Source organism: Bacillus sp. A015 (assembly GCF_053851875.1).
In genome coordinates, this window is sequence record NZ_JBSPZB010000004.1 from 41,308 (window position 1) to 64,972 (window position 23,665).

Annotated in this window: 23 protein-coding genes and 4 pseudogenes; 4 read left to right on the plus strand and 23 right to left on the minus strand. The window is 41.4% G+C overall.

What is annotated here, in order from left to right:
* Positions 1-21: 21 nt before the first annotated feature.
* The 8 genes from ACSLGF_RS04710 to ACSLGF_RS04745 form a co-directional block, all read right to left on the minus strand.
* Positions 22-1,479, minus strand: a complete 1,458-nt coding sequence (locus ACSLGF_RS04710) for a phage portal protein (RefSeq protein WP_456002989.1) — start codon at positions 1,477-1,479, stop codon at positions 22-24.
* Positions 1,476-2,777: a PBSX family phage terminase large subunit gene (locus tag ACSLGF_RS04715; RefSeq protein ID WP_456003261.1), complete on the minus strand. Its 1,302-nt coding sequence runs from the start codon at positions 2,775-2,777 to the stop codon at positions 1,476-1,478. Before ACSLGF_RS04715 ends, ACSLGF_RS04710 begins: the two co-directional genes overlap by 4 nt.
* Positions 2,778-2,782: 5 nt before the next feature.
* On the minus strand, positions 2,783-3,430 hold the full coding sequence (gene terS / locus ACSLGF_RS04720; RefSeq protein ID WP_456002991.1) for a phage terminase small subunit: 648 nt from the start codon (positions 3,428-3,430) through the stop codon (positions 2,783-2,785).
* Between the two features lie 151 nt (positions 3,431-3,581).
* Complete coding sequence (locus tag ACSLGF_RS04725; RefSeq protein WP_456002993.1) at positions 3,582-4,100, minus strand: sigma-70 family RNA polymerase sigma factor; 519 nt, start codon at positions 4,098-4,100, stop codon at positions 3,582-3,584.
* A gap of 126 nt (positions 4,101-4,226) precedes the next feature.
* Positions 4,227-4,379, minus strand: coding sequence for an XtrA/YqaO family protein (locus ACSLGF_RS04730; RefSeq protein ID WP_373465696.1), 153 nt, complete (start codon positions 4,377-4,379; stop codon positions 4,227-4,229).
* A gap of 1 nt (position 4,380) precedes the next feature.
* Positions 4,381-4,830: a holliday junction resolvase gene (locus ACSLGF_RS04735; protein ID WP_456002995.1), complete on the minus strand. Its 450-nt coding sequence runs from the start codon at positions 4,828-4,830 to the stop codon at positions 4,381-4,383.
* A gap of 102 nt (positions 4,831-4,932) precedes the next feature.
* Positions 4,933-5,127 (minus strand): hypothetical protein, encoded by a 195-nt coding sequence (locus tag ACSLGF_RS04740; protein WP_456002997.1) that lies wholly within the window; start codon positions 5,125-5,127, stop codon positions 4,933-4,935.
* Positions 5,102-5,254: a hypothetical protein gene (locus tag ACSLGF_RS04745; protein ID WP_180275504.1), complete on the minus strand. Its 153-nt coding sequence runs from the start codon at positions 5,252-5,254 to the stop codon at positions 5,102-5,104. Before ACSLGF_RS04745 ends, ACSLGF_RS04740 begins: the two co-directional genes overlap by 26 nt.
* 354 nt (positions 5,255-5,608) lie before the next feature.
* Between ACSLGF_RS04745 and ACSLGF_RS04750 the strand changes: the two genes are divergently transcribed.
* Positions 5,609-5,986, plus strand: a complete 378-nt coding sequence (locus ACSLGF_RS04750) for a helix-turn-helix domain-containing protein (RefSeq protein ID WP_099727137.1) — start codon at positions 5,609-5,611, stop codon at positions 5,984-5,986.
* 173 nt (positions 5,987-6,159) lie between these two features.
* On the opposite strand, the gene ACSLGF_RS04755 is transcribed toward ACSLGF_RS04750, so the two are convergent.
* Positions 6,160-6,321: a hypothetical protein gene (locus ACSLGF_RS04755; RefSeq protein WP_456002999.1), complete on the minus strand. Its 162-nt coding sequence runs from the start codon at positions 6,319-6,321 to the stop codon at positions 6,160-6,162.
* A 390-nt stretch (positions 6,322-6,711) separates the two neighbouring features.
* On the opposite strand from ACSLGF_RS04755, the gene bioB reads away from it, so the two are divergent.
* Positions 6,712-7,707 carry a biotin synthase BioB gene (gene bioB, locus ACSLGF_RS04760; RefSeq protein ID WP_456003001.1) on the plus strand — a complete coding sequence of 332 codons (996 nt, stop codon included), beginning with the start codon at positions 6,712-6,714 and terminating at the stop codon, positions 7,705-7,707.
* 229 nt (positions 7,708-7,936) lie between these two features.
* On the opposite strand, the gene ACSLGF_RS04765 is transcribed toward bioB, so the two are convergent.
* From ACSLGF_RS04765 to ACSLGF_RS04775, 3 genes are all read right to left on the minus strand, one after another.
* A complete protein-coding gene (locus tag ACSLGF_RS04765) occupies positions 7,937-8,770 on the minus strand; it encodes an undecaprenyl-diphosphate phosphatase (protein ID WP_099727153.1) in 834 nt (277 codons plus the stop codon).
* Positions 8,771-8,897: 127 nt separating this feature from the next.
* Entirely contained in the window at positions 8,898-10,040 is a 1,143-nt protein-coding gene (locus ACSLGF_RS04770) for an AI-2E family transporter (protein ID WP_456003003.1), read from the minus strand.
* Positions 10,041-10,104: 64 nt separating this feature from the next.
* Positions 10,105-10,497, minus strand: coding sequence for a DoxX family protein (locus tag ACSLGF_RS04775; RefSeq protein WP_456003006.1), 393 nt, complete (start codon positions 10,495-10,497; stop codon positions 10,105-10,107).
* 199 nt (positions 10,498-10,696) lie between these two features.
* Here ACSLGF_RS04775 and ACSLGF_RS04780 point away from each other — a divergent pair, with 199 nt between their 5' ends.
* On the plus strand, positions 10,697-11,686 hold the full coding sequence (locus ACSLGF_RS04780) for a Gfo/Idh/MocA family protein (RefSeq protein ID WP_456003007.1): 990 nt from the start codon (positions 10,697-10,699) through the stop codon (positions 11,684-11,686).
* 78 nt (positions 11,687-11,764) lie between these two features.
* Here the strand turns inward: ACSLGF_RS04780 and ACSLGF_RS04785 are convergent, their stop codons facing one another.
* From ACSLGF_RS04785 to ACSLGF_RS04820, 8 genes and pseudogenes are all read right to left on the minus strand, one after another.
* Positions 11,765-12,289: a type 1 glutamine amidotransferase domain-containing protein gene (locus ACSLGF_RS04785; protein ID WP_456003008.1), complete on the minus strand. Its 525-nt coding sequence runs from the start codon at positions 12,287-12,289 to the stop codon at positions 11,765-11,767.
* Between the two features lie 291 nt (positions 12,290-12,580).
* Positions 12,581-14,569 (minus strand): methyl-accepting chemotaxis protein TlpB, encoded by a 1,989-nt coding sequence (tlpB, locus tag ACSLGF_RS04790; RefSeq protein WP_456003009.1) that lies wholly within the window; start codon positions 14,567-14,569, stop codon positions 12,581-12,583.
* A 165-nt stretch (positions 14,570-14,734) separates the two neighbouring features.
* Positions 14,735-15,682 carry a methyl-accepting chemotaxis protein gene (locus tag ACSLGF_RS04795; protein ID WP_456003263.1) on the minus strand — a complete coding sequence of 316 codons (948 nt, stop codon included), beginning with the start codon at positions 15,680-15,682 and terminating at the stop codon, positions 14,735-14,737.
* A pseudogene (locus tag ACSLGF_RS04800) lies at positions 15,674-16,711 on the minus strand (HAMP domain-containing protein); the annotation flags it as partial. The gene ACSLGF_RS04795 and the pseudogene ACSLGF_RS04800, both read right to left, overlap by 9 nt.
* A gap of 169 nt (positions 16,712-16,880) precedes the next feature.
* On the minus strand, positions 16,881-17,831 hold the full coding sequence (locus ACSLGF_RS04805; protein WP_456003265.1) for a methyl-accepting chemotaxis protein: 951 nt from the start codon (positions 17,829-17,831) through the stop codon (positions 16,881-16,883).
* A pseudogene (locus ACSLGF_RS04810) lies at positions 17,826-18,872 on the minus strand (HAMP domain-containing protein); the annotation flags it as partial. The gene ACSLGF_RS04805 and the pseudogene ACSLGF_RS04810, both read right to left, overlap by 6 nt.
* A gap of 125 nt (positions 18,873-18,997) precedes the next feature.
* The gene (locus ACSLGF_RS04815; RefSeq protein ID WP_456003267.1) at positions 18,998-19,948 is read right to left on the minus strand and encodes a methyl-accepting chemotaxis protein; all 951 of its coding nucleotides are present in this window, start codon (positions 19,946-19,948) and stop codon (positions 18,998-19,000) included.
* A pseudogene (locus tag ACSLGF_RS04820) lies at positions 19,940-20,989 on the minus strand (cache domain-containing protein); the annotation flags it as partial. The gene ACSLGF_RS04815 and the pseudogene ACSLGF_RS04820, both read right to left, overlap by 9 nt.
* A gap of 156 nt (positions 20,990-21,145) precedes the next feature.
* Between ACSLGF_RS04820 and ACSLGF_RS04825 the strand changes: the two are divergent.
* Positions 21,146-21,886 (plus strand): protein-glutamine gamma-glutamyltransferase, encoded by a 741-nt coding sequence (locus ACSLGF_RS04825; protein ID WP_456003010.1) that lies wholly within the window; start codon positions 21,146-21,148, stop codon positions 21,884-21,886.
* 39 nt (positions 21,887-21,925) lie between these two features.
* Here ACSLGF_RS04825 and ACSLGF_RS04830 read toward each other — a convergent pair.
* The 3 genes and pseudogenes from ACSLGF_RS04830 to ACSLGF_RS04840 form a co-directional block, all read right to left on the minus strand.
* Positions 21,926-22,149: pseudogene (locus ACSLGF_RS04830) on the minus strand (hypothetical protein).
* Complete coding sequence (locus ACSLGF_RS04835; protein ID WP_456003011.1) at positions 22,150-23,181, minus strand: nitronate monooxygenase; 1,032 nt, start codon at positions 23,179-23,181, stop codon at positions 22,150-22,152.
* A gap of 14 nt (positions 23,182-23,195) precedes the next feature.
* Positions 23,196-23,597 (minus strand): secondary thiamine-phosphate synthase enzyme YjbQ, encoded by a 402-nt coding sequence (locus ACSLGF_RS04840; RefSeq protein WP_456003013.1) that lies wholly within the window; start codon positions 23,595-23,597, stop codon positions 23,196-23,198.
* Positions 23,598-23,665: the final 68 nt, after the last annotated feature.

A 23,665-nucleotide genomic window follows, 5' to 3' on the forward strand; every position in this document is an offset into this window, starting at 1 on the left:
AAAAAGCTCACGTCCTTCTGTTTATTTCTCCAGCTGGTTCGGCTCTGATTGAGGCTGTTCTTCAGCTGATTTGATGCGGCTTTCTAAAGGCCGGTGATAGAGCTCCTCTGGCCATTCCTCTAACGTTTTCCCAAGAATGCGTCCCGCCAGATCTCGCAAATCGTTTGGTGACACTGCCCCAGCTTGAATAAATGGCGTAAGAACCTTGGCGATCTCTAATGGATCTCTAAAATCAGGTCCATTTAATAGAAAGCGGACATGCCATATATCAAGGTCCGGCAGGAAAAGGGTATTAAGTTTCCCTGTAATGAGATGCCGCTCTGGCTGAAATACTTGCTCCTCTGTTGTTTTACGCGCAGTATCTGCTGTGGCTTTGTTATAGTCTTGAGACTCGCCTGTGTAAATAGGCGGCAGGCGAAAAGCGGAGCGGATTTTGTTCCTAGTTTTTTCGTCGTATTCTAAAAAGAGCGCATCCTCTTGCAGGATCTCTGCTAAGGATTTAAAGTTCACTTTGACATTTGATACATCTTCTTCACCTGTTAACCCTTTTTCCGTCGGAAGACCTTCTACTTCAAGCAATAAAAATTTATGGGCATGATCAGATCCTTCAATATCGTCCATATAATCCTGAAGCTGCTGATAAGACGATTCTGACAGCATTCCATTTTCGACAATAATGGCACCAGGTACATGCCGTCCTTGCTTAAAATAAAGATAGTTCAGTTCTTCTGCTTTGCGCGCTCCGTACATATTCACGATGTTGCCAATCCAGCGGGGAATCCCATACGTTCCACTGCCGATTTTAAAATGGATCACTTCTGTTGCTTGAAGCGGCTCTGGCGTGGTGTCATCGTATTTGCCTGTTTCACAATTTAAAATGCGCGGATCACCATACTCCTTGAAAAAGACTTTCTTTTCATTGATCACCTGCACATATTTTCGGAATCGTTTCTTTCGATTCATCGTCTTCAACTCGCCGTTTTCTGTGTATCGGAATTCGACGTCGACTGGCTCACTCAGCTTGCAAATGCGGATATGGAGTGCATCTAAATACTCGATTCCTGCCGGCTTTCCTTGTCCATTTCGCAGCACCTCTAAAAAACCATTGCCCGTTTTCTCTCGGTCTTCGAGGACATAGCCAAGAATCACATCGGCAGACTCATCGTAGTTCATGTATTTTGTAAACTCTTCAAGTCTTGTCCATTCCTTCTCTGCGGTCTTCTTTTTTGCCGGTTTCACACCTTCTGCATTAAAGTCAAAGGCGTATTCCACACCAAAACCAAAGCCTAAAATGTTTGTTTTATAGGCATCAATACATTGCTGAAGAATGGTCGAGTATTCTGCCATGCTTTTTAATTCATTGATATTGTAGGGCGGGGGTACAATGTCATCTTTTTCGTAGGAAAATTCATCTTCATACATTTGTTTTGTGTGATCAGACATGTTTGCCTTCATAATCGTTGCTTTCAATTGTTTCATTGTATGGACCTCCTCTCTCTGTTTGGACGGACACGCTCCGAGGCGGTATGTTTCAAATCCGTCACTTCATAATCATCCAGCGCATACCAGATGGCTGATAATGTGTGCGGATCGATCTGAAATTCATCTTCCTCGAGGCGTCCGTCCTTATCTGCCTTATAGGTGAGTGATTGAAGTTCATAGATTGTATACGGACAAGCATCGGAACAAATGATTTTCTTAAATCGTTTGATCTTTTTCGTATATTGCAAGCGTGAGCCCTGGAACTTATGCGCTGCCACCATTTGAAATCCACGCTGCCGAAAATAGTGAATGGTTTTAGGCTCTGCTGCGTCTGCTTTAATGAGTTCCTTTGATTCTACAAACTCTTTCAGATCAAAAGCTGTTTCATCATCTGTTTTCCCGCGGTCGTAATATTCCCAATAAATATATAAGTACTTTTTTTCATGATCGACGGCTAATCGAATTAACGCATTGTACGATTCAACAAAACCAAAATCCATGCCTGCTCGTTTCAGTGGTCTTTCAATCTGCTGAATCGCTTCTACTACGTCAGAATGGCGTCTTACCTCAAATTGAGGAAAAACCTTTGTGCCATTGATCCCGAAAAATCCCTTCCTCGCAATTCGATAAAGGTCCGGATCGTATTCTTTCAGCTCATCCAGCTGCTTCACATAGCTTTTAGGCAAAAACAGGTTATCTTCTGCCGTCGAGTGGTGATAGTACGTATCCTTGATAACGACAGTGCGCTTTTTGTATAATGTCTCGTCATCAAGAACAAATCTCTTCAGCTGTTCATCTCGAAAGAAATGTCTGTACGTCCAATTATCCTGACCAACAGGATTGGTCGATAACATCATATAAAGAGGTAAAGCCGGATGCCTCAGCCTTCCAAGCAGCTCTTTAAAGCCTTCATAAGAAACCTCTGAACACTCCTCAATCCAAATGATCGAGATATTGTTGATCGACTTCAATTTCTCAGGCTTGTCCAGCCCTTTAAATAAGATGCTGCTGCCGTTTCGAAACGCCAGTGCCAGCGGCGAACTGCGGCACTTCACCACATGATCGATGCCAAGATCGCTGACGATTTCTTGTAATAGAGAAAATGTCGACTCTCGGTGCGTATCATACACCTCTCGAATGACAAGTGCTGTCCGCTTTTCTTCAAGGAGTTTTAAGATCAGTTTCAAAGCAATGTGATAGCTTTTGGATGAGCCATAGCCACCTACTAAAAATTGAAACTTTTGATTCCAATCGAAAAGAAAGTGTTCAAAGTGAGGATTGACTTCTTTTTCAATCAACGTCATGAGTCGTCCTCTTTTCGCTTGATCATGATGTGAAGATCTTCCTCTTTTTCTTCACGCACTGCTTTTTTTGCTTTTTCGATCGTCAGTTCAATTTGCTTCAGCCTTAATCTTCTTTCATCCTTCGCGTGAGCGAGCTCTTCAAACTGTTTAATGAGACGTCTAAGCTCTCCCATTGCACGAGATTGGGCATTTAAAAAAGTGGCATGCCGATCCCATGAAAATTGAAACGAATATTCTTCTGCCGTGATTTTTGGTTCTGGCTGAATGCCTTCTGCTGTTTCTTCCTCTAATGAAGAAGGCATGTATGTTGCCTTTTTCAGCTCTTTGATCATGTCCTCTTGATCTGCGACATACATGATTCGCTGCGCGCGAATAATGGCTGCGTATTGAATTTGAATTTGGTCCCAGATGATATCAAGTGATGTGCGTCCACCCATTTTCTCCATGATTTCAATCGTTTCCTCCGAAAGAAATTGATTGAAGATTGAGTGCGCCTGCTTTGATGATGTTTGTTGTCTTTGCCAGCCGTATCGTCTTTTCCAAGATTTGACGGTATGGATGGAGACGTTGTAATGATCAGATATCTGCTGGTACGTCATCCCTTTCATATAATCTTTCTTTGCTTGCATCCGTTTATCTTTCATCTACATTCACCTGCCGCCTCCTTTTAGTTCGAATGATTCCCTAAAAAGGAATCATTTGTGTAGGGCTAGCAAACATCCGTTTGGTCTTTCTAACTATAGGTGGCAACTGTAAGACAAGCTCTGATTGATTGATTTTCTAAAGAAAAAACGCCTATTCAGCAGCTTTGAATAGGCGTTCTTGCACTTTTTTGGACATTTTGGTCCGAGCTCTTTCCATATGTTTTTGTACAGTTCCTTTCTTGACATCTAGCATGATCGCAATCTCGCTAAACGATAGTCCCTGCGTTGTGTGCATAAAGAATACGTCCTTCTCTCGATCTGTTAAAACAGACAAAGCTTCGTCAATCCGTTTTTTGTCCCGCTCACTTACCTCTCTTTCTTTCTCTTGAATGAGGGTATATTCATGTGATAAGGCCTCTAATACTTCTGAATTTGCAAGAATAGTGCGCTGATAAACAGAACGTCTGTCTAATCCCCTGCGCGCGCCTGGCTCTCTGCCGATTTGAAGCCAGTCCACAACGTATTCTAGATCGCTTACCATACTGGCGATCATTTTTTGATCATGCTTGTCTTGATCTGACAGCAGCTTGTCTTCTTTTTCTCTAAATCGTTCATATCGTTTTCTGGCATCCTTTAATGCTCTTTTATATTCGATCAGTAAATCTTGCATATGTGCTCTCTCCCTTTTTTTAAGAAAATAAAAAACGGACACCAATCAGCCCCTTTAAGTAGGGTCTTGATCAGTGTCCGCAGGCTTTCCGTCTTGGACTTATGATGTTGTGAATTGTTCATCAGGCTAGCTGATTTTAAAACCAATCTCGTGATCTACTCTTGCAAAATGCCCTTTTGCCGTTTGAATAATGGTTTTTCCATGCTCAGGTACATCCATCATATAGGCCGTTCCTACATTTCCATCTAACACAATGACTTGAATCTTTCCTTTCTCCATTTCACCAACAAATGTCTGATTTTCTTGAATCAATAGTTGTTTTGGCTCGTTCATATGCTTGTCTCCTTTTTGGTGATGACCTCATACCGTCATCTACAGTATTTAAAATGATTTCAACTCTTGGGCGCATACTATAAAACTGAGAAACTCTTAAATCCACAATCTGTAGAGGGACTTCGTCGGCAATGGAGCGAAGTGCTTCTTGAATATGCTGTAGACTTGGCTGAAAGATGCTGACGTGTACCGGACGTATCAAGCCTTTTTCAGCATATATACGCTTGTTTTGGCAGTCAGCTATGTCGAGCGGCATGTTGTCAAATAAACGTATCTCCAGTGATAGTGCGCCTTTTATTTTTTGCGGGCATTGCGCTTTTGCCGCTGCTTGGATTCTTTTCATGAACGTCTCTTTTGTTAATAAATGCTCTGTCTCAATGATGAAATGGATGACCATGTTACGATCTCCCGTCATCCTTTGCCCACTGCCTGATGTCTTGTTCGTTTTGACTCGCTTTGAGCAAGCATTTCATGAATGTCATGATTTTCTTCAATCGATTCATGTCGCTCTGATCCCCTCCTTATTTGCATCAGCGGCTTTGGCTGCCATAAGGGTCAAGTATGTCTGCTTCTCTTCTGCCGTGGCGAAAACAAACTTCGGTTCCTTATGATGAAAGGCGATCCAGCCGCCAGCTTGTACTAAACAAAGCTGCGCTTCTTTTCGAGCATTAAACGTCAACTGATGTCTGATCATCGTCATGTCCCTCCTGACTTTCCTCTGCCTCTGCTTGATAACCACATCGTTTCATCTCATATGACCAGTAACTTTTTGGGTATCCAAAGTCATTCATCTGCGTCACCATCGGATGCTCAATATTCATTCTGTTCGTCTCTCCTTTCCTAAACACAGTCTTCTTCTAAAAGTTACTCTTTTTGTGTAACTTTTGACCAAAAAAAGCTCCTGTACACCGGTATTTAACAGATCTGCAATATACTTTGCTCTTTCTAAGCTGGGCTTCATTCTGCCCAATTCTATATTCGCATAGCCGCACGTCTACTTATAGCCAAGTTTTCATCTTCCCACCTCTTACTCAATATGTGTAAGTTATATTCATTATGATAATATACACGAAACGAGTAAGTCAATCACATTTTTATTCTTTTTGTGTATTTATTTATCTTTTCCGTGTAATTCATGATAAAATTTACACATAATATGAAAAAAGGTGTTTCCAATGGATAATTTGACTGGAAAGATTTTAACTGAATTAAGAGAGAAGCATGGATGGAGTAAGTCAACCGTTGCTAAAAAACTCGGATTGAAGGCGATGTCTACCTATGCAAACTGGGAATATGGATTGAGAAAACCCGACGGCGAAATGATTGTGAAAATCGCCGAGCTATACGGGGTCTCAACAGATTATCTCCTCACAGGTAAAGACAAAAGCGGAACTGATTACGATCTTGCAGACGATCCTGATTTGCAAATTGCGTTTAAAGCTGCCTCCGATTTTTCCGAAGAAGCACGAAGACAAACCATCGATTTTATTAACTACATTAGAGAGAAAGAGAAACAAAAAGGCCGTCAGCCAAAACAGCCAGACGACGATTGATGATCTCTTTTCATAAAGCATTGCATTGCTGGGTATGTGCCCAGCTTTTTTTATGCCTCTTTTTCCCCTAAAAAAGAGAATGACATATGAATAAAAAATCATGTGTTTTTTTATTATCTCGTCTTTCTCTACATAATATATGACAATTTTCACCATAAATACTCTTGATATTTTTATTTACATATAATTCTATTATTATTAATATGTGTATACACAAAAAAAGAAGCGTTACCGATGAAAAAATGAATGTAAGCCTGTACATTGTCTTTAGGTGCTCTTACGTTCTTCCAAACTGAAGGTGCCCATGCAGCTGCACAGCCTAAAGAACCAGTCATTGCAAAAGCTCCTATTATGAATAAAGTGATTACTGTAAACCGTACACTTCCTGTAGGTTCATCGATCGCTGTCTCTGCCAAATTTCTGTGTCAGGAGCAACATAGGCGATTCAATTAGACCAAACCGCTTCAAACTTCACTTGGATTCCTGCGGTACAACGCGGGTCTGTAACTGTTTCTTACTATAATTCACAGGGTGAGCTTGTAATTAACTATATTACTGTTCGTTAAGATCAATCTTTACATATCAAAAGGCGATGACTTCATGTTCATCGCCTTTTGGTATTTTTGATTTGGATTCACTTGCGTCATTCATCCAGTACTTGCCATTGCCTACCCAATATGTTAACTTTTAATAAAAATAAGTTAACATATTGAGAGGGGCTATTTATGGGAAAGCAAATGTCTTTGTCTTGGGAAGCGATAGCGGAGCAGGCGATGAAAAATGAACCAATCACCATGCAAGAGGGTCTAGACATTCTTGAAGCAGACGATGGAGAATTGTTACCTATTATGCATGCAGCCTATCAAGTGCGTTTTCATTTTTTTCAAAAAAAGGTGAAGTTGAATATGATTTTTAACGCCAAAAGCGGATATTGTCCTGAGAACTGCGGATATTGTTCACAGTCTATGATTTCAAAAGCACCAGTTGAAAGATATACAATGCTTGATCAAAAGACTATTGTGGACGGTGCACGTGAGGCACTAAAAAGAAAAGCAGGTACGTATTGTATTGTGGCAAGCGGGAGAGCACCCTCGCACCGGGAATTAGATGAAGTGACTGCGGCAGTTAAGGAGATTACTGAGACGATGCCTTTGAAGGTGTGTGCCTGTCTTGGGTTATTAAATGAAGACAAAGCGAAGCGGCTGAAGGAAGCTGGTGTTCATCGGTATAATCACAATATTAATACACATCATGATCATCATACTCAAATTACGACGACTCATACATATGATGACCGCGTGTCGACCATTGAGCGGGTCAAACAGTCTGGTATGTCACCTTGCTCAGGTGTCATTATTGGGATGGGTGAAACGAATCAGCAAATGGTTGAAATGGCTTTTGCGCTAAGAGCACTTGATGCGGATTCAATCCCCGTCAACTTTCTTCACGCAATCGAAGGAACTCCACTTGAACATCAAGAACGGACACACCCGATAAAAGCGTTGAAGGTTTTGGCGCTGATGCGATTCATCAATCCAACAAAGGAAATTCGAGTATCAGGAGGCAGAGAGTTTAATTTACGGACACTCCAGCCGCTAGCACTTTATGCGGCGAATTCCATCTTTGTCGGCGATTATTTAACAACAAAGGGCCAGCAAGTACAAACGGATCATCACATCATTGAGGATTTAGGTTTTGAGATCGAAGAATGTGCATTATAAAAAAAGTCTGCCGATCGGCAGACTTTAGATTGTTGACAAAGGGCTAAAATGATCTTTATTTTAGCCCTTTGTCTTCTTTTCAGCGTGATTGAAAACCTTTGAAGTCTAGGAAGGACGAGCACCGGAGCGAATTTGACATTCGTGAGCACCGGCGCGCAGACCTGACAAAGAATGCAAGGGTTTGTCTACACGCTGAAACTACTCTCTTTAAAAAGAGTAGTTTACATCATTACATAAACAGGATAAATAAAATCAGACCTAGGATAATTCGGTATATCGCAAAAGGCACCAGTTTGATTTTATTGATCAGTTTTAGGAAGAATCGAACAACAAAGAGAGCCACAATAAACGCACTCACAAAACCGACAATAAAAAATGGAAGCATATCTGTTGTTAAATATTCGGCATTTTTCACGAGTGTTAAGAAACTTGCTCCCGCCATAATCGGCATCGCCATGATAAACGTAAAGTCAGCTGCAGCTCGGTGGTTCAGACCAAGAATAACGCCGCCTGCGATGGTAGAACCTGAACGCGAGAAGCCAGGCCATAATGCCAAACATTGAAACAGCCCGATATAAAGTGCCTGTTTGTACGTCATGTTATCTACAGAGCTTGTTTCTGTTTTACGTTTATTGATCCAGTCAGCGATAAGCATCAGCACCGCCCCTAAAATCAAACCGACAGCGACCGTTCTGACGTCAAACAAATATTTATCAATATAATCTTCAAATAAGAATCCTAAAATGACGGCTGGGACGAGTCCAACAGCAATTTGAGCAATGGTCAGCTTATGTCCGCTGCGCTTTTGTTCTTCTGTGATATTTTTCTTTAAGCCTAACAAGTTCAAAATACGATCTTTGAACACGATCATCACAGCTAGAATAGAGCCTAACTGGATCACGACTTTAAATGTGTTTGCTGCCTCTGGCGTAATAATTTCCTTCGATTTTAACCAAAGATCATCGACAATGATCATGTGCCCTGTAGATGAGACAGGTGCATACTCTGTTAACCCCTCGACAATTCCTAAAACCAGTGCCACGAATAAATCCCATAGATTCATGATTTTCTTTCCTTTCAATTCTGATCTTTTGAACAGGCCAAACATCTATGTCCACATAAAGACAAGCTTCCTTTTTCGAAAGCTCGTCTTTATGATACTATATTTTTTTCTAAAAAAGATTATGACATCAAACCTTTTCTTCTTTATACAATTTGGATCGCATTTTGAACCAATCAAATAAGTGGGTCGTGATGACTTTTAGGACGGCGTACGTCGGAATAGCGACAATGATGCCGACCACGCTGAACAGTTTACCGGCTGTTAAAAGAACAAAAATGATGGTGATTGGATGGATATGAAGGTTTTTCCCCATGACCTGCGGAGAAATAAATTTTCCTTCAATCAACTGAACAACTGTCCAGACAATGATCAATTTGAGCAGCATAATTGGTGACGTGACAAGTGCAATCACAATCGCTGGTGTAATGGCAATCGTTGGACCAAGGTAAGGCACAACACTTGTACAAGCAGCAATGATGGCCAGCAGTAACGCATAGTCTAAACCGATAATCATGTATCCAATTAAGAGAAGAACACCGATACAGAAGCTGACAATGATCTGTCCGCGAATATATGAGCTAAGGCGATGATTCATTTCATGCAGCACGATATGTGTATGATCTCTTAGCTTATTCGGAATAAATTTCAAGAAATAGTCCGGCAATTTTTTGCCGTCTTTTAATAGGTAAAATAGAATGAATGGGACTGTGACAATCGAGATAATGATTTCAGTCAGCGCACCCAAAAATGTCCCTACACCGGTGAAGGTGCTTTCTAAAATACTTGTCGCTTGGCTTGACGCTTTACTGGCTAATTCAGACACATTAAAGTTCATCGTATTTTGCACTTGATTAATGAAGTTGCTGCCTGTTAATTGTCTAATTTGATCTTCTACCGTATCGACGTATTTCGGTAGGTTATGAAACAAACTCATGGTTTGCGCTTGTAAGAAAGGAATAATGGACACAATAGTCACTGTCATAACGCCAATAATGACAAGATATAAAAGCAAAATCGAATAAATCCGCTTGATTCTAAATCTCTCTAACAAGTTGACAACCGGATTTAATAAATAATACACAACCCCCGTTAGAATAATCGGTAAGGCAATGGTTTTGACGAGTACAATGAGCGGTATGAAAATAAAAGATGTTTTCATGAAAACAAGGATATTCAATCCGATTAATAGCAGGACGAGTAAAAAGAGAACAAACTTGTTATCAAGAAAGAATTTTCTAAATCGACTGCTCCACATTTGCATAGAATTCATATCGTTCCTCCAAACACGGGCTATTTTTTAGTAAATTGTACACTACTTGATCATGATATGGTGATCATTGTTTTAGCTTTTTTTCCAATTTTGCAATGGACATTGCCCATAAAATCAGAATCGGTTGTCCAATGAGCCTCATCCATAGCACGGCTCGTTCTGTGCTCTCTTGACCTGGAAATGGAATCCCCTCTCGCGCCGCAAATAGGTTTGCTGGGAAAATGAGTACAAGATAGACAGCGATCCCTTTTGCTGCCGCAATCCTGACGTTTGGCAGAAGCAGTAGAACTGCCAGCAGCCATTCCAAGCAAGCAGTAGCATAGACCATCACATAGGGAAATGGCCAGCCATTCATCATGCGGGCAAAGCCGCCCGGCTCTATCACATGAAAAACACCGGCTGCTATGAATAAAAGCGCAAAGACGTATGTACTTCCTATATGCAGGATGCGCTTCATGTTTTTCCTCCTCTCCCTTCTTTCTGAGTATTACCCGAATGAAGGAAGAAACTACCCACTTTTCGTACATTTATATCCTTTATGTAAGACGCATCAGCCTAGATAAAGGTTTCATCCGCTTTTCAATAAAAAGAATATTCTTTCATACAAACGCTTTCAAAGCATGTATAATCAGAGAAAAGCAGAAGGAGGGAATGACATGATTCGATTTGCTGTCATCGGAACGAACTGGATTACAGATCGGTTCTTGCAGGCTGGTGAAGGAATTACGGATTTTACATGCACCGCCGTCTATTCACGGTCCGCTGAAAAAGGACAGGCATTTGCCGAAAAGTACGGAATTGATACGGTCTTTACCAACTTGCAGAAAATGGCAGATAGTGATGCGTTTGATGCTGTATATATTGCAAGCCCAAACGCCCTTCATAAAGAGCAAGCCATCTTGATGATGGAGCATCAAAAGCATGTTTTATGTGAAAAGCCGTTAGCCTCCCATCGAAAAGAAGCTGAACAGATGATTGCCGCAGCGAAAAAACATCAAGTTTGTTTAATGGAAGCAATGAAAACAACATTTCTACCAAATTTTCTTCAAATCAAACAGCACCTTGATCAACTAGGCCCTATTCGGCAAGTGGTCGCCCATTACTGTAAATATTCCTCAAGATACGACGCCTACCGAGACGGTGAGATTCCAAACGCCTTTAAGCCGGAATTATCTAATGGCTCTTTAATGGATATCGGTGTGTATCTCGTCTTTCCAGCCATTTATTTATTTGGCCTGCCAAATCAAATCACAGCGAGAGGCTATAAGCTTTCTTCTGGGGTGGATGGGAGCGGCTCATTACTTTTACAGTATGACGGGCATCAAGCACTTCTTTTTCATTCAAAAATCTCAACGTCCCATTTATCTGCTGAAATTCAAGGAGAAGATGCCACGATGGTCATTGATCAATTCCACCGTCCTTCTCGTATCACGATCCATGATCGTCATGGACAACAAACCGACATCTCTCTCAAAGATGATCAGCCAGCCATGTATTATGAAATCGATCATTTTATTGAGTGTATTCAGCAAGGAAAGGGACAGTCTCCGGTCAATACATTTGCCTTATCTGTTCAAACCATGTCCGTCATGGACGAAGCGAGAAGGCAAATGGGCACGACGTATCCTGCCGACAGACAAACTTAATGGAGCATGAGATGATGAACAAAGGGTGAAAATGATGTTTATTTTCGCCCTTTGTTTTTACGTTCAGTATGAAGAGAATTATTTTGCCGCCAATACATCCGCAAATGCTTTCACATATGGCGGAAGATCCGGTGGACGTCTGCTTGAAACGAGATGTCCATCTGTGACAACTGCTTCATCAAACCAGTCCGCACCAGCATTCGTCATATCATCTTTAATACCAGGTGTACTTGTCACTTTTTTACCTTGCAGGATTCCGGCTGAAATCAGCACCCAGCCAGCATGGCAAATTTGTCCGATTGGTTTGCCTTTCGCATCAAACGTACGGACAATATCTAATACTTCTGGATATCGGCGCAGTTTATCAGGCGCCCATCCGCCTGGAACGAGCACAGCATCATAATCGTCAGCTTGAATGGAATAAAAATCTGCATCGGATACGGCAGGCACTCCATACTTGCCGGTGTACTCATGATCTGCTTTTTCTCCTACGAGATGGACGGTTGCACCCTCCTCTCTTAAACGTAGAACTGGATACCATAGCTCTAAATCTTCAAAATCATCACTCACAAACGCAATGACCTTCTTATCTGATAAACGCATAACATCTCTCCTTTTCTTTCGATTTCTTCTATTGTACGAGATCATCTCTTAAAAAGAAAAGCGGTTCCCCTTGAGGAGAACCACTCAGCGTGTAGACAAACCCTCGCATTCGGTGTCAGTCCTGCGTGCCGGTGCTCACGAATGTCAAATTCGCTCCGCTCCAGTACTCGTCCTTTCTAGACTGCAAAGGTTTTCTATCACGCTGAAAAGAAGACAAAGGGCTAAAATAAAGTTCATTTTAGCCCTTTGTCAACAATCTGAGCGGTTCCCCTTGAGGAGAACCACTTTCAATTATTCATTGATCTTGAATTTTTTAATTAAATCTCGCAGCTCTTCCGCCATTTGGGAAAGAGTCGTAGAAGAAGAACTAATCTCTTCCATAGAAGCGAGCTGCTCTTCAGCAGATGCCGCGATATCTTGGATGCTTGCTGCACCCTCTCTCGATACATCTGCAATGTCATTGACTGCTCGAGAAATTTGCTCAGATCCTTTTGAAAGCTCGCGTACCGTTGTATTCATTTCATTAATTCTTGTTGCGATTTCCGCTGTTTGCTGGTTAATTTGTGAGAAGCTTTCTTTCGTTTGATCTGTAATAGAAAGACCATTTTTCACTTCTTCATTCACCGATTTGAACATATTTTGAGATGTTTCAATTTCAGATACAATTTCTTTCACGAGCTTTTCAATCTCTTTTGCTGAATCTGATGATTGAACCGCTAGTTTACGTACTTCTTCTGCGACAACAGAGAAGCCTCTGCCTGACTCGCCTGCACGTGCTGCTTCGATGGCTGCATTCAGTGCGAGTAAATTCGTTTGATCTGCAATACCGTTAATCACACCTAGAATGTTTGTGATATCTTTTGATTTATGCTCTAGTCCGTTGATCACTCCTTCAGCCTCTTTCACTGAATGGTCGATTGTTTTCATTTGACCAACTGTTTGCTTCACAAGCTGTCCACCTGTTTCCGCTACTGTTTTTGATTGAACAGATGACGCTGTGATGACATCAGAGGTTTGTGCGACTTCGTTCAGTCCTTCATTCATTTGTTTCAAATGCGCCGCACTTTGTTCAACCATTTCGCTTTGATTTTCGTTGCCGTTTGAGAATGTTTCAATAGATGATGTAATATGTTCTGTTGCCTTTGTTGTTTGACCTGCGCTTGCCGTCAGTTCTTCAGATGATGAAGCCACGTTTTCAACAGATGTTTGTACGGCTTGAATGACATCTCTTAGTGACTCACTCATTTCATTAAAGCTTGTGCCAAGCTGTCCAATTTCATCTTGTGACCTGACGTCAATTTTTTCTGTCAAATCTCCCTCGCTGATCTTCTTTGAAGATGAGACAAGCATGGAAAGTGGTTTTGTAATTGAACGGATGATAAAGAAGATGAGAATACCGCCAATGATGAGGGCGCCGGCTAAAATAATGGTGGCCATGTTAAAGACTGGCTGCGCAGCTTCTTTTACTTCACTTACAAACATTGTACCGACAATCTTCCAGCCAGTTGCCTTGTTTGTGGTGAACTCCATCTGCTTTTCTTTTCCTTCAAACATATAACTCATAGACCCTTTATCTTGTGAATAGAGTTTTTCTAACCACTCACCAGATAATTTTGACCCAGCTTTTTCCGTTGGATGGGCAACAAAGGTACGATCAGGGCTTCCGATAAAGGCATAGCCTTGTTTACCAATGTTAATACTATTTGACTCTTTTACTAGATTCGCAATGTCTAAGTTCATCGCGATGACACCTGATCCGTCCTCTAGTTTTTTAGAGATGGTCACAACAAGAGTACCTGTGGATGCGGTTGGATACGGAGCTGAAACAGACAGCTCACCGTTTTTGGCCCAGCCATCTTTATACCAATCTCGCTCAGTTGCGACATAGTCAGCAGGCATTTTTTTATGAGGATATCTTGAAAACACTTTGCCATCACTTGAAGCGACAAAAATGCCTTCTGTGTCATCATTCATACTCATAAACTGCTCAAAGCGTCCTTGAATATCAGTTGTTCCTTTTTGCTTGAGCTTTTTCTCCGTGATCCATTTGCTAAAGAAATCGGCTGCGTCTGTCTTCACTTTCACAACCTTCGTAATATTTTTATCTAGCTGCTCTACGTTTTCCTTTGCACTTTGCATGATTTGATCATTTAAGGAGGTGCTCGCAGTATGATATGAACAGTATGCCAATACAATGATTGGGCATAAGAGAATAAATAAGAAAGAGAATACGAGCTTTTTTGAAATAGATGGCTTTCGGAAATACTGTATGAATTTCATAAAAAAGAAAACTCCTTTTAGTAAGATAGTATATATATCGGAAGTACTACTAGGTTGTTTACTTTTTTAACTTATTAAAGTCTAAATAAGTCCAAAATACCCAATTTATATGCAGTGAAAGGAAAAACACCTGACGCCAAAACGTCAGGTGTTTCACTACATCTCTTACATTTTAAATTGTTTAATGAGCTCTCTTAATTCTTCTGCCATCTGTGATAAAGTGGCAGAGGATGAGCTGATTTCTTCCATTGATGCCAGCTGTTCTTCTGCAGAAGCCGCAATATCTTGGAAGCCTGCAGAGCTTTCTCGTGAAAGCTCTTTGATCTGATTGACCGCATGTGAAATATCGTTCGAGCCATGTGAAAGCTCTTTGGCTGATCCGTTCATTTGTTTCATTTGTTCTGTCAATTCAGATGTTTTATGGTTGATTTTCTCAAAACTCACTTTTGTTTCATCTGTCATGTTTAATCCAGACTGAACTTCACCCGCTACTTGTTTAAACATTTTCTGTGATTTTTCAATTTCCTCTACAATCTCGTTCGTCAGGCTTTCAATTTCTTTTGAAGAGCTTCCTGATTGCTCTGCCAGCTTGCGAACTTCTTCTGCGACAACAGAGAAGCCTCTGCCTGCCTCACCTGCTCGTGCGGCTTCTATCGCTGCATTTAAGGCAAGAAGGTTCGTTTGGTCTGCGATGCCGTTGATGACACCTAGAATGTTTGTAATGTCCTTTGATTTCTGCTCTAAACCTGCAATGACAAGCTCTGCTTCTTTCACTGCCTGCTCAATCGTCTGCATTTGACCTGCTGTTTTTTGAACGAGTTCTCCACCAGCCTGAGCGGTTTTGCTAGATTCGATCGACGATTCCCTCATATGAGAGGTGGTGTCGACCATGTGCGATAAGCTGCGATCCATTTCGTTGAGCTGGACTGAGCTTTTTTCAATCATATCATTTTGATGTTCAGTGCTGTTTGAGAACTGTTCAATAGATGATGTAATATGCTCGGTCGCTTGGGCTGTCTGTCCCGCACTTGCCGTTAATTCTTCAGATGAGGCCGCCACATTTTCAATTGAATTCTGGACGGCTTGGATGACTTGTTTCAGCTTTGCGGACATATCATTAAAGCTCTGCGCAAGCTTGCCGATTTCATCGTGAGTACGTACCTCAATATGCTGGGTAAGGTCTCCCTGACTGATTTTCTCAGCCGATTCAGAGAGCTCTATCAGTGGTTTTCGAATGGATTTAATAATAAAATAAATCGCCATTCCGCCTACGACAATTGCAGCTGCAAGTATGATCATTGTTAAGTCGAGCACTGGCTGTGCGGCTTCCTTTACTTCGTTGACATACATCGTCCCGGCAATCTTCCAGCCTGTCGCTTCATTTGTATCAAAAAACATTTGCTTCGGCTGTCCGTTGTATTCATATTCAAAGCTTCCTTCCTTTTTGCTAAACATCTGCGTGATAAAGTCACCGGTCAATTTCGTCCCGGTCTTTTCCATTTTATGGGCAACATAACGCTTATCTGACGTGGCGACAAAGGCATAGCCTTCTTGGCCAATTTTGATGCTGTTTGTATCTTTTACGACAGTGTTCAATCGCATATTGACCCCAATCACACCAGAACCATCTGCTAATTGTTCTGATATTGTAATGAGCAGGTCATCAGATGACTTATCTATAAAAGGATCTGAAATGATGGGTTTCTCATCTCCCATCGATTGTTGAAACCATGGTTCATTTTTGATGCTCTTTGCACTGCCTTTATGTATCTTGGAATATTCTGTTAGTTTACCATTTTGATCTGCAACAAATACTTCCACCACATCTTCATCAGTTTCCGATAGTTGCTCTAATTTCACCTTGAGTAAATCTTTGTTTTTAGAGGCCAATTCATTCTTTTTCACCGATTTGGATAAGTATGACACAATGTCAATTTTAGGCTGTACATCTTTATTAATGAGTTCGTTTAATTGCTTAACACTATTTGCAGCACTAGACATAATCTCATCATTGAGAGACTTGGATGCCACCTCATAAGAAAATGCTGCCAATACGAGAATTGGCACTAGGAGAATCGCTAAGAATGCAGTAATTAATTTCTTCGACATCGTCAAGTGCTTAAAAAAGTTGATTTTTTTCATTACCCTACTCCTTTTGATTTATAATTTGTGATCTTCCTCCTCTATTCTTAGGTAATACGAATTGATTTTCAAGGTCTAATGTTCCAAAAAACATCATAATAAGCATAATCACCTATTTCTTTTGATTTATTTAATTAAGCCTCCTAGCTGGAGGCTCTTTTCATCATGTCTATTCGACTTTAAATTTGCTAATCAAATTACGCAATTCTTCTGCCATAGAAGAGAGTGTGGCAGAGGACGAGCTGATTTCTTCCATTGACGCCAGTTGCTCTTCTGCTGAGGCGGCAATGTCTTGAATATTTGCGGAGCTTTCACGTGATACGTCTGCGATCTCACGGACAGCCTCTGAAACATGTGCAGAGCCTTTTGAAAGCTGGACAACTGTTTGATTCATCGTTTGGAGCTGATCTGAAATTTCTTTTGTCATTTCGAAAATATTGTGGAAGCTTCCTCTCGTTTGTTCAGTGAAGCTTAAGCCTGATTGAACTTCTCGATTCACCGCAGTGAATACTTCCTGTGATACATCGATGTCTTGAACGATTTCTTTGATCAAATTCTCTATTTCTTTCGCTGAATTGGCAGATTGAACAGCAAGTTTCCTTACTTCCTCTGCTACAACGGAGAAGCCTCGACCGGATTCCCCAGCTCTTGCTGCCTCGATCGCTGCATTTAGTGCAAGTAAATTCGTTTGATCGGCGATTCCATTGATGACACCGAGAATTTGTGTAATGTCTTTTGATTTACTTTCCAGAGCGCTAATGACATTCTCTGCTTTTTTCACTGACTGATCAATGACATTCATTTGAGAAGCGGTTTTTTCAACAAGCTGTCCGCCTTCCCCTGCGATATCTGTTGATTTGATCGATGAAGCGGTAATCGATTCAGCAGATTCATTCATGTGCTGAAGGCCTCGGTTCATTTCCTCTAACTCGTCTGAGCTCAATTCCACTTTATCATTTTGGCTTTCATTTCCGCTGGAGAATTGTTCAATGGCTAATGTGATGTGCTCTGTTGCTTTACTTGTTTGTCCTGCGCTGGCGGTCAGTTCTTCTGATGAAGAAGCGACATTTTCAACTGAGGTTTGAACGGCACCAATGAGAGATCTTAATGAGTCAATCATCGTATTAAAGCCTTTACCAACTTGTCCAATTTCGTCATCTGATTGGATCTGAAGCTTATCACGCAAATCACCATTGCTGACTTTTTTCGAGAAGCGGGCAAGGTTGGATAATCTCTTTGATATAGAGCGGACGATAAAGAAGATGAGGGTTCCTGCTACGATAAGTGTCACACTGAACACGATAATGGCTGTATGGAAAACTGGCTTTGCCGCATCTTCCACTTCTGATACGAGCATCGTTCCACCGATTTTCCAGCCAGTTAATTCATTGGTCACATACGCAACCTTTTTATCTGTTCCTTTGAGTGTGTAGCTGCCGCTTCCTTCTTTGTTTTTAAAAATAATATTCGCTAGATTTTCGTTGACTTGACTTCCTGGCTTTTGGGTTGGATCTGCTAGGACGGTTTTATCCTTTTCCATGATGAAGGCATAGCCTTTTTGTCCAATTTTGATTTCTTTTAATTTTTGAAGCAGGCTGTCAATTTCCATATCAAGCCCGATGACCCCTGAACCATCTTTCATTTTTTGAGCAATGGTGATGACCATTTTACCTGTGGATGCTGCTACGTATGGTTTTGTGATGACTTGTTTGCCACTTTCTGCATTGAGTGCCTCTTGATACCATGGTCGCTCTCTTGGATCGTAGCCATCAGGCATCTTTTGAACTGGGTATTGCATGAACAATCCCTTTTCAGAGCCTGCATAGATAGCAGAAACATCTTTTTCATTAATTTTTCCATATTGCTGCAATTCTTTAATGGTCGCCTTTCTATTTTTTTCTTGAAGATTAGAAGCTTTGAGCGAGTCTGTAAACAGTGTCACAGCATCTGCTTTGTTTCCAATATTCTCATTGATTAAGGTATCAAATGCATTGACCTGACTCATGGCACTGCCCATAATCTGTTTGTCTAGCTCTGTCTTTGATGTGAAAAACGCACTAATTGTCAGTGCGACGGTTGGTAGGATAAGGACTACCAAAAAGGCAATGATTAATTTTTTTGAAATGGATGGTTTTTTGAACCATTGGATCATTTTTCCCATTTTATCTTTCCCCCTTTACTTCTCTAAAATTATTATCGGATAAAAGGTATATTTTTAGAGACTGGAAATGACGTTTAAAAATAAAAAAAATACCCAGACAATTCTGGATATTTTTTCATCGTTTTTTAATTGATTTTAAATTGACTTGTTAACTCTTTTAGTTCCTCTGCCATATTTGCAAGTGTCACAGAAGAGGACGTAATTTCTTCCATAGATGCCAGCTGCTGTTCAGCAGAAGCAGCAATGTCTTGAATGTTCGCTCCGCTTTCCCTTGAGACTTGACGAATCTCCTGCATGGCTTGTGACACAAGCTTTGAACCGCTCGATAGGTCAATCGCCGTATCGTTTAATTGGGTAAGTTTTTTCGACATTCCTTCAGCCGCCTCATAAATGTTCTGGAAGCTTTCTTTTGCCTCTTCTGTCATGCCGAGTCCTGCATTTACTTCTCGATTGACTGTTTTGAACATATCTTGAGATTTAGCAATTTCTAACACAATTTCTTGGATCAGCTTTTCAATTTCTTTCGCTGAATCTGCGGATTGGACAGCTAGTTTTCTCACTTCCTCTGCAACGACGGAGAAGCCGCGCCCCGATTCACCTGCTCTTGCTGCTTCGATTGCTGCATTAAGCGCAAGTAAATTCGTTTGATCCGCAATGCCGTTAATCACATTTAAAATACTCGTAATATCTTTAGATTTGTATTCTAATTCTTTCATGACTTGTTCTGCTTCTTCTACAGATGTATCGATATGTTTCATTTGGTTGGCTGTGCTTTCAACAATGCGGCCGCCTTGACCAGCAGCCTCTGTCGATTGAAGTGAGACAGCAGCCACTTCTGATGAGGTATGTGACATGCCTTGTAATCCTTCATTCATCGCCACAAGCTGATTCGTACTAGATTCGAATTTCTCGTTTTGCGCTTCATTTCCATTTGAAAATTGTTCAATCGACATCGTGATATGCTCTGTTGCTTGACTCGTTTGGCTGGCACTTGCGGTCAGCTCCTCTGAAGCAGAAGCCACATTGTCGACAGATTGTTGTACAGATCGGATGACTTCGCGAAGGGATTCACTCATCTTGCTAAAGCTTCTTGTCAGATCCCCTATTTCATCCTTCGATTTGGTTTCAAGGGTTTCGGTTAAATCGCCTTCACTCACTTTGTTTGAGAAATCAACCAGCTTTCTAAGCCCAATTGTGATGGAGCGAACGATGAAGAAGATTGCGATGCCGCCAAGGATAAATGAAGAAATTAAAAGAATAATGGCAGAATTCCAAACTGGCAGTGCTGCTTCTTCTGTTTCTGATACAAACATCGTTCCAGCAATTTTCCAACCTGTTAAATCATTCGTGACAAAAACGAGACGCTTTTGCTCTCCTTTATTCTCATAAGTTGCATTTCCTTCTTTGCCGCTGTAAAGGATAGATGAAATATTTCCTGTGACCTTAGAGCCTGATTTTTCTTCTGGATGAGCCACAATTTGTTTATTTCTATTTGCAATAATTGGATAGCCTTCTCGTCCAATTTTAATTTTCTTTATTTTATCAACAATGTCCTGAACATCGATATCGATCCCGATGGCTCCCGACCCGTCCTTCAGGCGCTGGGCGACCGTGACAACCATGCCATTTGTTGTAGCAGAGATGTATGGATTGGTGACAACAGGTTCACCTTTTTCATCCTGCATTGCTTGTTGATACCAATCGCGTGTTGTTGGATCATAGTCTTTTGGCATGTCTACTTTAGGATACTGAACGAAATCACGCTTTTTACTTGCTGCATAAAAACCAACTACGTCATCTTCATTGATTTTGCTGTATATCTCAAAATGCTCATAAAGTTCATGCTGGTTTTTCTTCTTAAAGTCGTCTGCAGTGGACGTTTCGGTAAAGAGTTTCACCGCATATTCTTTGTTCAAAAGCTTTTGCTCGATCATGTCATTCAGCTCATTGACTCTTGCATTCGCTCCGTACATGATTTCATGATCTAATTCTTGTTTGGCAATCTGATATGAAATCGCACTTAGTGTAATGATTGGTAAGACGAGAACAAGTGTGAATGAAATAATCAGTCTCTTTGAAATCGATGGTTTTTTCAACCATTTTATTGCACTTTTCATGTTTTTCCTCCTTTTAAACGTTATGTTTTATATCGGACATTTTCATATTATTTTCATGTTTTTCAAATAAAAAGGAAGCATTTTTGTTTATTTTCACAAATTGATTCCTTGCCCAAGCATCGCGCATACGCTAATACAAAAGGGGGCGCTTTTCATATGATTATCCTTTCAGGACAGCCAGTGACAAATGAGCAGCTGGCATCATTCCAGCTAGAGGGACAAAAGCGAATCATTTTGATGCAGTTACAAGCATCAAATGATACGTTCCGCTATAGGCAAGCATCTGATTTGTTATTTGAGGTGACCTTAAGATCGAACATTATGAATGCCGCAAGAGATTTGAATAAAAGTGGTGCCTCATTTGCCATCTTTCAAAGGTCTCGTGCAAATGACGCATTTTGGCGTGTATCAGAGGCAGGGGCACTAGAACTGCGCTATCAAGTTGAACCATCTAGAGGGATCAAAGACATTTTTGAAAATGGCTCAAAATATGCATTTGAATGTGCAACGGCGATTGTCATTGTGTTTTATATGGGGGTCCTGCAAACGGTAGGAGACGAGAAGTTCAATCGAAGGCTTCGAAGTTTAACGCTGTATGACTGGCATTATGATACATTGTCGATTTATACAGAGCGCGGAAATGATTTTATTTACGGAGATTGTTTATATTTCGAGAATCCAGAGTTTAGCTATCAGCAGTCACAATGGCGCGGGGAAAATGTCATTTACTTAGGAGAAGATCAATATTACGGGCATGGGCTTGGGATTTTAACAGCAGCAGAAATGATCGACAAATTAAATAACAGAAGGCGGCCAGGTGCTGTTCAATCCGCTTATTTATTGCCGCAGACCACCCGGATGGATGTCATTTATCTCAGGCAAATGTTCGGCAGCTAAAAAAGGCCTCTTGTCTATTGGTTATGACAAGGGGCCTTTTTATGCCTTGCGTTTGCGATAATCTTGGAGCGTGCCAAGCATCGTGTTCGCAAGGATCTCCATTTCTTCTAGATCGTTTCTTGTGACCGGAGGGTCGTGGCGGCTCCATTTCAGTAATGACGAATGGGGGTAAGGACGGCAGGAGAGTGCGGAAAATCATCAAATACAAATTCGATTTGTCCTTTTTTCCGGTACGAATGTCTGTCACACCCCCCCTCATGAATTTATGTCTGCGTGAGTTCGTGTATGATGTCTTCAACGGTTAAAATGGAATGAATGCGGCCAACGCCCTGTCCTGCCCAAAGAGCCATTTGCTCAGGGTTTCCCGCAGCGGCTGCCGCTTTCCGCATAGGCGTTGTCCATCCATGCTGTACTGGATAGGGAAGAACCTTATCTTCATGCGGCCTTTCTTCCTCCATCCACTGATTCACAATGCCTCTTGCTCTTTTCCCAGAAAAAAGCCTTGTGACCTTTGTTTCACTGCCTTCTGCCTGTAAAATGGCCTTTTTGTACACTTCCGCTGCAGCGCTTTCCTGACTGGCTAAAAATCGTGTACCGATTTGAACGGCATCCGCTCCAAGCTCCAGGGCTGCTTTCACACCTGCTCGATCCGTGATGCCCCCTGCGGCGATCAAAGGCACATGACATATCTGTTTAACGTCAGAAATCAGACTGATCAATCCCTGCAAGGCATCTCCTTTTGAAGGTAAAAAGGTGCCGCGGTGTCCCCCTGCTTCACTTCCTTGCAGGACAATGGCATCCATTCCTTTTTCCTCTAAAAGCAGTGCTTCCTCTTTTGTTGTGGCCGTTCCGATTAAAAAGATCCCCTTTTGTTTTAAGCGATGAATCGTTTGTTCATCTGGACAGGCGAATGTAAATGAAAGGATTGGCACATCTTCTTCTTGAAGAATGTTGATTTTCTGTTCAAAATCATCCCATAATTCCTCTTCGCTAGGCATCATATGCGTTTTTGGTAATACAGGCAACCGCTTTTTCCAAAATGCCACATCCTCTTTTTTTACATCTGGAATTGGCTCTGGCACAAAGACATTGACCTGAAATGGACTGGATGTGAGCTGTTTGACCTGTCTGATCTGCTGTCTCATGTTTTCAGGCTGCACATAACCACTTGCTAAGCTGCCAAGCCCCCCATACTGCGAAACAGCTGCTGCAAGCTGCGGCGTCACGGCACCTCCTGCCATTGGCGCTTGGATGATCCCATGTTTGATTTGAAGTAACGCTGTGAATTCCCCCATCTATTTCCCCCATCTCACTTGTTTGATGACACCTGAACATAAAAATGCCGATGCCTTGGCCCGTCAAACTCACAGAAATATATTCCCTGCCATGTTCCAAGCACAAGATCACCGTGATTGATGAGAACATGCTGAGATGCGCCCATATAACTAGCTTTCATGTGTGCTGCTGTATTTCCTTCCATGTGCCGATCCTTTGGATGTTCCCACGGAAAGACTTCGTCAAGCCGGCGCAGCATATCTCGTTTGACATCTGGGTCCGCATTTTCATTAATAGTGATCCCTGCTGTCGTATGTGGACAATAGACAATGACGGTTCCGTTTTGGATGCCTGTTTCCCGGACATATTGATGGACTTCGTGCGTGACGTCTATCATGTCATCGCGTCTGTCTGTTTGTAAATCGATTTTTTTCATATGAGCTGCTCCTTTTTATCATTTCTATACAACCATACCCTTTTTATGTGAAACAAATCACTGACAAT